Origin of the sequence: Algoriphagus yeomjeoni (genome assembly GCF_049821175.1) — a bacterium.
Classification (GTDB): Bacteria; Bacteroidota; Bacteroidia; order Cytophagales; family Cyclobacteriaceae; genus Algoriphagus; species Algoriphagus yeomjeoni_A.
Window position 1 is genome coordinate 3,260,785 of the sequence record NZ_CP187512.1, and the last position, 10,989, is coordinate 3,271,773.

8 protein-coding genes are annotated in these 10,989 nt (G+C 40.4%); 2 read left to right on the top strand and 6 right to left on the bottom strand.

Annotated elements, in window-relative coordinates; translation table 11 throughout:
* Positions 1 to 68: 68 nt before the first annotated feature.
* Positions 69 to 911: an acetyl-CoA carboxylase, carboxyltransferase subunit beta gene (gene accD / locus ACPUEN_RS13260; RefSeq protein ID WP_111613411.1), complete on the bottom strand. Its 843-nt coding sequence runs from the start codon at positions 909 to 911 to the stop codon at positions 69 to 71.
* A 224-nt stretch (positions 912 to 1,135) separates the two neighbouring features.
* Between accD and ACPUEN_RS13265 the strand changes: the two genes are divergently transcribed.
* On the top strand, positions 1,136 to 2,770 hold the full coding sequence (locus tag ACPUEN_RS13265; protein WP_425636385.1) for a carbon starvation CstA family protein: 1,635 nt from the start codon (positions 1,136 to 1,138) through the stop codon (positions 2,768 to 2,770).
* A 10-nt stretch (positions 2,771 to 2,780) separates the two neighbouring features.
* On the opposite strand, the gene ACPUEN_RS13270 is transcribed toward ACPUEN_RS13265, so the two are convergent.
* The 5 genes from ACPUEN_RS13270 to rimP all read right to left on the bottom strand — a co-directional run bounded on the left by ACPUEN_RS13270 (position 2,781) and on the right by rimP (position 9,636).
* Complete coding sequence (locus tag ACPUEN_RS13270; RefSeq protein ID WP_425636386.1) at positions 2,781 to 3,887, bottom strand: hypothetical protein; 1,107 nt, start codon at positions 3,885 to 3,887, stop codon at positions 2,781 to 2,783.
* 144 nt (positions 3,888 to 4,031) lie between these two features.
* Positions 4,032 to 4,577: a hypothetical protein gene (locus ACPUEN_RS13275; RefSeq protein WP_425636387.1), complete on the bottom strand. Its 546-nt coding sequence runs from the start codon at positions 4,575 to 4,577 to the stop codon at positions 4,032 to 4,034.
* Between the two features lie 387 nt (positions 4,578 to 4,964).
* Entirely contained in the window at positions 4,965 to 7,847 is a 2,883-nt protein-coding gene (infB, locus tag ACPUEN_RS13280) for a translation initiation factor IF-2 (RefSeq protein WP_425636388.1), read from the bottom strand.
* A 62-nt stretch (positions 7,848 to 7,909) separates the two neighbouring features.
* The gene (gene nusA / locus ACPUEN_RS13285) at positions 7,910 to 9,154 is read right to left on the bottom strand and encodes a transcription termination factor NusA (RefSeq protein ID WP_425636389.1); all 1,245 of its coding nucleotides are present in this window, start codon (positions 9,152 to 9,154) and stop codon (positions 7,910 to 7,912) included.
* Between the two features lie 5 nt (positions 9,155 to 9,159).
* On the bottom strand, positions 9,160 to 9,636 hold the full coding sequence (gene rimP, locus ACPUEN_RS13290) for a ribosome maturation factor RimP (protein ID WP_111613404.1): 477 nt from the start codon (positions 9,634 to 9,636) through the stop codon (positions 9,160 to 9,162).
* A 318-nt stretch (positions 9,637 to 9,954) separates the two neighbouring features.
* On the opposite strand from rimP, the gene ACPUEN_RS13295 reads away from it, so the two are divergent.
* Entirely contained in the window at positions 9,955 to 10,983 is a 1,029-nt protein-coding gene (locus tag ACPUEN_RS13295) for a rod shape-determining protein (protein WP_057939075.1), read from the top strand.
* Positions 10,984 to 10,989: the final 6 nt, after the last annotated feature.

Genomic DNA, 10,989 nt, shown 5'->3' on the forward strand with positions numbered 1-10,989 from the left:
CACTAAAAGAGACCAAATCGATGTTCAAATTTGGCTCGAATAATCAAATCCTTTTAGAAGTAACTCTTTTAGTTATTTAAAAGGTTTAGCAGGGTTGTCAATCGACCTTTCAATTGACGACGGTCTACGATGAAATCAAGAAATCCATGCTCCAATACAAACTCAGAACTTTGGAAACCTTTAGGTAAATCCTTACCAATTGTCTCACGGATTACTCTAGGACCAGCAAAACCTATCAATGCTTCAGGCTCGGCGATATTAAAATCACCCAACATTGCATAAGAAGCTGTAACCCCACCAGTAGTCGGATCTGTAAGCATAGATATGTAAGGAATACCTGCTTGATGTAACAACGCAAGCTTGGCAGATGTTTTAGCCATTTGCATCAAAGAAAATCCAGCCTCCATCATTCGTGCACCTCCAGACTTGGAAATCATCAAGAATGGGATCTTATTTTTCAGAGAATGATCAATAGCTCTGGCTATTTTTTCACCTACTACCGAACCCATGGATCCACCGATGAAATTGAAGTCCATACAGGAAATCACGATGTCCAATCCGTTCATTTTACCCACTGCAGATCTCACAGCGTCATTCAACTCTGTTTTCTTGATCGTAGCTTCTATACGTGAAACATAGGGTTTCGTATCGGTAAATTTCAAAGGATCGCCAGATGTCATGTTGGCATCGAGTTCCTTGAATTTATTATTGTCAAAAAGAATTTCGAAATATTCCTTCGAACCAATTTTTACATGAAAATCATCATCTGGGCATACGTAAGCGTTATTCTTAAGCTCTCTCGTATGAATGATATTTCCGTTTGGGGTCTTAAACCAAAGGCCATCAGGTGCATCTTTCTTCTCAGCTGTAGATGTTTTGATGCCTTTGTCAGTTCTTTTAAACCAAGCCATATTGAGTTTTTAGGTTGTTTTTGACGAGTCAAAGGTTACAAATTTAGTCGTTAAATCCCGTAAATAAAACCTCCTTGAAAATTGCTTAGGATTTCCGCTTTCTAAAGGAAAACGAAGCATTATGAAAAATCGCTTTTTCAATGATTAATATTTACCTTATTTTGAAATCAAACAACTAGAATAGGTTTTTCCTCGAATCCCCTTTTAATTCCAAATATCTACTCATGAACCTAGCCGTTCTTCTTCTTATTTCCGCTAGTATTTTATTCTTGGCTTATAAAGTTTACGGCAGGTTTGTATACCGTAAATTTGGATTGAATGACACAAATCCAGCGCCTTCACACACTCATAGAGATGGAGTGGACTATGAACCAAGCAAGCCTATCGTTGTTTTGGGACATCATTTTGCTTCGATTGCTGGAGCTGGACCAATCGTGGGGCCAATCATCGCAGTGACTTTTGGATGGATCCCTGCAGTGATCTGGATTTTGGTTGGTGGGATATTTTTTGGTGCTGTGCATGATCTTGGAAGTATGGCTACTTCTTTGAAAACCGAAGGAAAATCAATCGGTGTGATCATCCGAAATCAAATTGGTATGAAGGGAAAGCAGCTATTTGTAATCTTTAGCTTTTCTACTCTGATCTTAGTAATTGGTGTTTTTGCAGATATCATTGCAAAAACTTTCGTCACCAATCCGGGTGTTGCTTCAGCATCCATTCTTTTTATTTTACTGGCAATCATTTTTGGGATAGTCAATAAAATGATTGGACAAAAGAAGACAGCATTTATTATCATCTCTGTAGTTGGTGTAATTCTAATGTACTTCTTTGTGTATTTGGGAATGAAACTTCCTTTTGTGCTAGACTATAAAATCTGGATTTTGGCACTTTTGGCGTATGCATTTCTAGCTTCAGTGACTCCAGTCAGCATGCTCCTTCAGCCACGTGATTACCTGAATAGCTTTTTGCTTTATGGCTTGATTGTCGCAGCGGTTCTAGGAGTTTTCATAGCCAATCCTGAAATACAAATGAGCCATGAAATCCATGTGTCAGATGAAAATCTAGGTTATATTTTTCCAGTGCTCTTTGTAACTATAGCCTGTGGTGCAATCAGTGGATTCCACTCTCTAGTAGCTTCTGGTACAACTTCCAAGCAACTGAATAAAGAGTCTGATGCCAAATTAGTAGGTTTTGGGGGAATGTTGATAGAGTCATTTCTGGCAATAATTTCAGTCGGCGCAGTAGTGATTTTGTCGAGGTCCGAATATGCGGCCAGACTTACGGGAGAAGGGCCGGTAGCACTTTTCTCAACTGGTTTGGGAGGCATGATTGCCTCGCTAGGAATTTCGGAAGAGTTTGCTGTTGGGTTTGTAGCGTTGACTGTTTCAGCTTTTGCTCTCACCACATTGGACACTTGTACTCGATTGGCTCGATTTACCTTGCAGGAATACTTCGAAGACGTGCCTCAGGCTGCAGGTCAGTTTTTGGCTAAAAATCGATACGTCTCTACAGGAATCGTAGTTATCTTCTCCATTCTCTTATTGCTTTCTGGAGAATTCACTACGCTCTGGCCAATCTTCGGTTCAGCAAATCAATTATTGGCCGCACTAGCTCTTTTGACTATCGCAGTTTGGTTAATTAAGAAAAATATCAATGCGCTATTCGTGACCATCCCCATGTTTTTCATGTTTACCGTCACCTTATCTTCATTGGGGCTTTTCGCATGGAAAAACTTCAAAGAAGAAGTATATGTCCTTTCCATTATAGCAGCACTGCTATTCGTATTAGCGATTTCTTTAATGATTTTGGCTACAAAAAGCCTAAAAAAAGAAGTCAAAGAACCCGCAAAGGCTCTTTGACTATCTGAAATTATAGTGAGTTAAAAACCTCTTTAACTTTCTTAGGAATTCTCACAGCCACAGTGAAATTGATTAGATAATCTGCGAATGCGGCGTCTCCATGGACTTCATTATCTGGAGTGGAATTCTCCATATCCGTCACACTTTGAGTTCTATTTCTGAACAAAGCTATTGGCACATTCAGCGTCCCAGTTACATTTCCAAACATGTAGCTAACGCCAGGCTCCACAGAAATAATGTAACCAGGTCTTCTGAATCCTTCACTGCCCCCAAAAGCATCGTGGACAGGAATCCCTTCAATTCTACCACCAACAGAAGCACCCAAACCATGGATTTTTTCAAAAGAGTGAAAAACACCAGTTCTCAAGGCAAATTGATCAGGAACGCTCATGATTGCTTCATTTGGACGGCTTCTATTGGTAGGAGTTCCATTGGTTTCTTTAGGGTTAAACATATAAAATCCATCGTAGTACCAGAAGTTGGTACTACCGATATTCCATAGTCCTTGAAAATCCACGATCAAACCAGTACCGCCATCACCTAATTGTATGGATTGGTCGACAGTCATTTCAGTAGGTACCCCTTCAGCTCCTTTATAGAAGGTACTTGTTGCAGCATAATCTCCGGTCGGAAATTTGATTCCCAGCCCAATTGCTGTATTTCCTTTCTTGGCTTTTTCACCAGAAAGTAACCAGTATCCAGCACCGATTCTCATATCGCCAAAGCCTTTGGAATAGGTCGTATGTCTCTCAGTTCTGTTATGTTCGTAAAGCGAACTTCTTTCATTGTATTGAAAAGGCAGAGAAATGAGACCATAAAGTCGCTCAGAAAAGGCATAACTGATATTTATATCGAGCCCATGTTGATGATTGATCACTTCGGTTCCATCTTCGATCCGATTTGGTTCTTCGTGGGTACCTCTGAAGTGACGGAACGATTTGAAGTAGCGATAATTAGCACTAACATTCCATTCTCCTCTATTCAAGATGTTGCCTTGCCCGACAGCATTTCCTAGGCCTGAAAACTGGCGAATGGCGACACAGCCTTGGGCGAATGATTCAGAAGGCACAAAGTAAAGAGAAACTAATATGATAAAGAGTATAGCGTATTTTTTCATGATAAAGTAGATAATTTCTTGACAAAATTTAGGTTTGATTAAATGCATTATGAATGCTAAATCTTCTATTTTTGGAAATAGCAGATAGCATCAAACGTCCTCGAAAATCTTCGAGAAAGGTCATAAAGCAGAGTAAAAAAAGAATTAACCTATACGAGGAGGTGGGGTAATTAGCTGGAAAAATGGATTTGAATGAGAATAAAAAATAAATCCAGCGAAAACGACACTTGGGGTGATGAAGGGGTTTTGTATTAGATGATTAACTGGTTGCAAATAATCTTTCACCAAAAGCTTAGTGACAGTCTTACCATTTTGATCTTGTGGAATTTCATCATCCGTTAGGAAAGAAATCCACTTTTTCACAGTATTATCGAGCACCCCTCGAGCGGTATCTGGCACGATTACCACTTGCAATGTATCATTTTGATATCGTTGCTTTATCGCCCGATAAAATTGCCCATCTTTCTCAAAAGAGGTATTTGTTGGGTGAAACTCTTCTTGATTAGCCAAATAGGGTGCAGAAAGTGGGATTTCCACCAGAGTTTCCTCAACTTCTATGGAGTTATCACTATAAATAATTGCCTCCCACTTACTCTCCAAATGTGAATCATAGGAGAAATAGAATGCGTAGTAACCAAAGTGGTACATCGCAAAGCATAGTAAAAGAAATATGGAAAGGAAATTTTTCAACTCTGGGTTTATTACAAGATGAAAAGTAAAACTATTCAATTTGCAAAACCAAAGTTGAGCTAAAAAAATTGAGGGCAAATTTCCTCATATAACAATAATTCAAATTTATTGACTAAAATAAAGCCCTACCCAAAATAATATTTCGAAGAAATCAGAATCACTAAAAGCAATAAAGAAGACAGCCCATAAATTTTTAGGACTTTTAGCCGATTCATTCTGTCCAAAAACCAAAGCACAAGGACAGGACGAACTAACCCAACCATTAAGCTTATCAAACAAAAAGAAAACAAAATCCATAAAAGGATCAAGACAGCTTCAATCATTTGGTAAAACTAAAAAAGGAACAGCTATGCTGTTCCTTTTTGCTCTAATATATCTAAGCGAAGCTTATTTCTTACGCTTGATTTCTTTCATTTCGTAGCCTTCGATGGTGTCATCAATCTCGATATTATTGAAGCCTTTGATAGAAATACCACATTCGTAACCAGCTTTCACTTCAGCCACATCGTCTTTGAATCGCTTCAATTGATCGATCTCCCCTTCGTGAATCACGATACCGTCTCTGATGACACGGATCTTGTTCTTTCTGGTGATGAAACCATCTGTAACATACGAACCTGCAACAGTACCAACTTTAGTGATTTTGAATACCTCACGAACTTGGATATTACCAGTGATAACTTCTTCAAATTCTGGCTCAAGCATACCCTCGATAGCATCCTTGATCTGATTAATCGCATCGTAGATGATCGAGTAATGTCTGATTTCAATCTCTTCCTGCTCTGCCAATTTCTTGGCATTGGAAGAAGGTCTTACTTGGAATCCAAGAATAATCGCATCAGAAGCAGAAGCCAACAATACGTCGGACTCAGAAATCTGACCGACACCTTTGTGGATGATACTCACTTTCACTTCATCTTTAGAAAGTTTCAATAGTGAATCGGAAAGTGCTTCTACTGATCCATCCACGTCACCTTTGATGATGATATTCAATTCTTTAAATGAACCGATAGCCAAACGACGACCGATTTCATCCAAAGTGATATGTTTCTTAGTTCTTAAGCTTTGCTCTCTCTGGATTTGCTCTCTTGAGTTTGCGATATCTCTAGCTTCACGTTCAGTGTCGTAAACTTTGATGATATCACCTGCTTGAGGAGCTCCACCAAGACCCAATACCTGGACAGGAGTAGATGGTCCGGCTTCTTTCAGCTTTTTACCTTTGTGATCAAACATCGCTTTCACACGTCCGTGATGCTGACCGGCAAGAATGATATCTCCAATTCTCAAGGTGCCAGCCTGAACCATGATTGTGGATACATAACCACGTCCTTTATCCAGAGATGCTTCAATTACAGTTCCTGCAGCATTCTTGTCCGGATTCGCTGTAAGTTCCAATACTTCAGATTCTAGAAGAACTTTCTCCAACAAATCATCCACACCTTCACCAGTCTTAGCAGAAATATCCTGAGACTGATATTTACCACCCCACTCCTCAATTAGGAGATTCATATTTGCAAGCTCTTCTTTGATCTTGGCAGGGTTGGCATTTGGTCTATCAATCTTGTTGATAGCGAAAATCATCGGGACACCAGCTACTTGCGCGTGATTGATCGCTTCCTTAGTCTGAGGCATGATGCTATCATCTGCCGCAATTACGATTATCGCAACATCTGTTATTTTGGCACCACGTGCTCTCATCGCTGTAAATGCTTCGTGACCTGGCGTATCTAGGAATGCAATTTTATGACCTGTTTTAGTCATTACGTCATAAGCACCGATGTGCTGAGTGATTCCTCCAGCCTCATCTGCAGTTACTTTTGACATACGGATGTAATCGAGCAAGGAAGTCTTACCGTGATCGACGTGTCCCATGATGGTCACGATCGGTGCTCTTTCCACCAATTCTTCAGGAGAATCTTCTTCTTCTACCTCGATTTCGTCTTCTATAGACTTGGTGAATTCTACTTCGTAACCAAATTCGTCAGCAATAATAGTAATCGCCTCAGCATCCAAACGTTGGTTGATCGAAACGAACATACCAAGTGACATACAAGCGGAAATAATCTGATTAACAGTTAAGTCCATCAATGCTGCCAAATCGTTTGCTGAGATAAACTCAGTTACTTTTAAGATTTTTGTTTCTTCAGTTTCAAAATCTACATCGCGTTCTCTCTCGGCTTTTTTGTCTCTACGACTCTTGCCTTTTCCTCCTCCAGAGCTCTTGCCTTGAAGACGAGCTAAAGTCTGTTTGATTTGATCCTGAATTTCCTTTTGTGTCGGCTCAGCTTTTTGAGCTCTCACCGGAGCCCCACCTCTTTGGTTGCCAGCAGGACGGTTGCCTCCGCCTTGATTTGGACGGCCACCTGGACCTCCTCCTGGACGATTGCCTTGCCCCGGTCCTCCTGGTTTGTCAATACGCTTACGTGGACGTTTTTTATCTCTTCCTCTTTCATCAGAAGAAGCTACTGGACCTCCTTTTTTCTTAGGTCGATCTGCAGGCAGTTCTATTTTCCCTAAAACAGTAAGGCCTTTAAGTGAGTCAGCTTTCGCAGAAATCACTTGATCCTTTGCCACTGGCGGCACTGGCGTAGCAGGTTGCTGTGGAGCAGGTTTTGGCTGTTCTTTTTTTACTTGTGGTGCTTGAGGTGCAGTTGGTTTTTTGACCTCCTGAGCCGGTTTTGGCTGCGGCTTATTTTGCTGCGGAGCTTGTTGCGGCTTCCTAGAATCTCCATGCTTTTGACCGTGCTTATTTTGGCCATGCTGCTGTTTATGCCTATGAACAGAACTTGTGTTTTTGCTTAGATCGATTTTACCCAAGACTTTAATGCCCTCTAATTTTGGGGCTTCGGTAGAAACTTTCTCCGTATCGGCTGGCGGAGTAGGTGCGGAAGAAGGCGCAGGCTTTGGCTCATCGGCTGCTTTTGGAGCAGGCGCCGGAGTTGGAGCGGCTGGTTTTGGCGCTTCCTGAGCTTTTGGTTCAGGAGCTGGCGCAGGCGCAGCTGCCGGCTTTGGCTCCTCTTTTGGAGTTTCGGGCTCTATAGAAATAGGCTCATGGCGCTTCCCTATCGAGAGGTGCGAAGCCTCCTCCTTATCTAGGGCAGAAGATTTGAACTCCTTATTCAACATCTCAACTTGACTCATGTTGATTTTTGAATTCGGATTATTCTCCACCTCATAGCCCTTTTTAGCCAAAGACTCAACTATGGTTGCCGTTCCCACGTTGAGTTTTCTGGCTATTTGGCCTAAACGCATCATTTTTTCTTCTGACATAAGCAAAAACTTCTTTCGAAATCTTAAATAATTAGGGTATTACACGGGGATTATTTCCCGCTCTATTGATCAAATTCTTGTCCGAGTATCCTGAATATCTCATCAACAGTCTCATCTTCTAGCTCTGTTCTACGAGTCAGGTCCTCTTTAGTCAAGCTCAATACGCTTTTGGCAGTATCCAAACCTGTCTTCTTTAATTCGTCGATAATCCAGCCGTCGATTTCATCAACAAACTCCATTAAATCGACATCTTCTTCTTCGTATTCGTTCAATTCACGGAATACATCGATCTCATAACCAACCAATCTACTGGCAAGCTTGATATTGTAACCTCCTTTACCGATAGCCAGGGAAACCTGGTCAGGCTTAAGGAATACGGATAATCTTTTTGTCTCTTCGTTCGCAGTGATAGAAGATACCTTAGCTGGACTCAATGCACGAGTGACATACAAATCCAGGTTTTCTGTGTAATTGATTACATCTATATTTTCATTCTGCAATTCTCTTACCACAGCATGAATTCTAGATCCTTTCATTCCCACACAAGCACCTACTGGGTCGATACGATCATCGTAAGATTCCACAGCAACTTTTGCTCTTTCTCCTGGCTCTCTTACTATCTTAATAATAGTAATCAATCCATCGTAGACCTCAGGAACTTCATTCTCGAACAAACGCTCCAAGAATACAGGTGATGTTCTAGATAGAATAATCTTTGGATTTCCATTAGACATATCCACTCTGTGAACGATTGCCTTCACGGTATCACCTTTTCTAAAGCGGTCTTTAGAAATCTGCTCAGCTTTAGGAAGAATAAGTTCGTTGCCTTCACCATCCATCAATAGAATTTCTCTTCCGAGAATCTGATAAACTTCAGCGCTTACGATCTCACCTACCAATTCCTCATATTTATTATAAAGTAAATCTTTTTCAAGATCCTTTATTCGCTGGATCAATGTCTGACGGGCCATCTGCACAGCACGTCTTCCAAAAGCTTCCAGTTCAATTTTCTCGTATACTTCTTCTCCTATTTCAAAATCAGGCTCTATTTTACGAGCCTCAGTAAAACTGATTTTGTCTAAATCCCATATATCCTCAGAATTGTCGTCGACAATTTCACGAATACGGAATATCTCAAGATCACCTTGATCAGCGTTAATGGTCACATCGAAGTTCTCATCAGTTTCAAACTTCTTGCGAATCATAGCTCTGAACACATCTTCCAAGATACGGATCATGGTAGGTCGATCCACATTTTTAGATCTCGCAAATTCAGCGAAGGATTCTATTAAGACTTTGGCATCCATTTGATTTATTTAAAAGATACTTGTACAATTGATTTCTTCATCTCTTCGAAAGGAAGAGAAATTTCCTCTTCAGTGGCTTTCTTGCCTTTTTCCTTTTTCTTTTTCACTAGTAATTTCACACCAGCTTCTGAAACTTCTAATAGTTTACCTTGAATTTCCTCTCCAGAAGTCAAAGAAATCTTTAGCTCCCTGTTGATATTTTTCTCAAATTGTCTTCTACTACTCAAAGGAAAATCTAATCCAGGTGAAGAAACCTCCAGAATATATGCTTCAGGCATCATTTCTTTTGCCTCAAGTTCTTCCGAAACCGCCCTGCTTAACTTTGCGCAAGCCTGGATAGTAACACCTTCATCAGCATCCAAAAGAATATTGAGAAGCGTTTTGCCTGATTTCTCAGACAATTTCACTTCAACAACGAAATGATTTTCATCTGGAAGATGCTTCTCTACAATCTCTTCGATAGCTTGTTTCAATTCAGTCATAGTATGCATAATGAAAAAGGGGACCATATGGTGTCCCCTCCAGAAACTTTCGAATACGACGCAAAGGTAAAATAATTTTACTCTAAAAACAATGAGGTCTCTTAAATCAAGATTTAGAGTTGCATAGGTTTTCTTTCAGAAAAAAAATCGAACAAACTAAAGCTACCTTAGACTCATTTAATATTGTTACTAAAAAATATCCTGATTCTATCAAATTTGTCCCATTAAGATAATAATTTTGTCGACCCCCGTTTAATATGAATACTTCGCGTAGTATATTAAACTCTTAACTCCAGTAAATACAATCAATACCTAAAAATGGGATTATTTGACTTTTTCTCTAGTGATATTGCAATTGACCTCGGTACCGCAAATACCCTGATCATTCATAAAGATAAAATTGTAGTAGACGAACCTTCAATCATTGCAATTGACAAAACTACCAACCGTGTTTTGGCGGTAGGCCGTGAAGCAATGAACATGCATGAGAAAACGCATGAAAATATTAAAACTATCCGCCCGTTAAAGGATGGTGTGATCGCTGATTTCTATGCTGCAGAGCAAATGATCAGAGGTTTGATCAAAATGATTCCCGGTCAGAAAAAAGGCTTATTCCCTCAGTCCCATCGAATGGTTATCTGCATCCCTTCCGGAATCACTGAGGTAGAAAAACGAGCTGTACGTGACTCTGCTGAGCATGCAGGAGCGAAGGAAGTTTATATGATTTTCGAGCCAATCGCCGCGGCAATCGGTATAGGAATTGATATCGAGAAACCTATGGGCTCCATGATCGTGGATATCGGAGGAGGTACCACGGAGATTGCACTTATAGCTCTTTCCGGTATTGTAGCAGATCAATCTATCCGAGTAGCTGGAGATACATTTACTAAAGATATTCTGGACTACATGCGCCGTCAGCACAACTTGCTGATTGGAGAGCGTTCTGCAGAAAAAGTAAAAATTGCAATCGGTTCGGCGTTGACAGAGCTCGATGATCCACCGGAAGATTACGAAATCAGAGGGCGTGACTTGATGACGGGTATTCCTAAGGTGATCAAAGTTTCCTATTCAGAGATAGCATTCTCCTTGGACAAATCAGTTTCGAAAATTGAAGAAGCAGTATTGAAAGCATTAGAGATTTCTCCACCAGAACTTTCAGCAGATATATACGATAACGGGATACACCTCACTGGTGGTGGAGCACTTCTTAAAGGTCTGGACAAAAGGCTACATCAGAAAACGAAGCTACCGATTCACATCGCAGAAGATCCATTGAGAGCTGTAGTGAGAGGAACAGGCACCGCCTTGAAAAACGTACAAAATTTCCGAACAGTATTGATGACTTAAACTCAG

Bases quoted from the DNA above. Each gene is read 5' to 3' on its own strand.
- accD (WP_111613411.1), bottom strand. From the start codon at position 911: ATGGCTTGGTTTAAAAGAACTGACAAAGGCATCAAAACATCTACAGCT.
- ACPUEN_RS13265 (WP_425636385.1), top strand. From the start codon at position 1,136: ATGAACCTAGCCGTTCTTCTTCTTATTTCCGCTAGTATTTTATTCTTG.
- ACPUEN_RS13270 (WP_425636386.1), bottom strand. From the start codon at position 3,887: ATGAAAAAATACGCTATACTCTTTATCATATTAGTTTCTCTTTACTTT.
- infB (WP_425636388.1), bottom strand. From the start codon at position 7,847: ATGTCAGAAGAAAAAATGATGCGTTTAGGCCAAATAGCCAGAAAACTC.
- nusA (WP_425636389.1), bottom strand. From the start codon at position 9,154: ATGGATGCCAAAGTCTTAATAGAATCCTTCGCTGAATTTGCGAGATCT.
- rimP (WP_111613404.1), bottom strand. From the start codon at position 9,636: ATGACTGAATTGAAACAAGCTATCGAAGAGATTGTAGAGAAGCATCTT.
- ACPUEN_RS13295 (WP_057939075.1), top strand. From the start codon at position 9,955: ATGGGATTATTTGACTTTTTCTCTAGTGATATTGCAATTGACCTCGGT.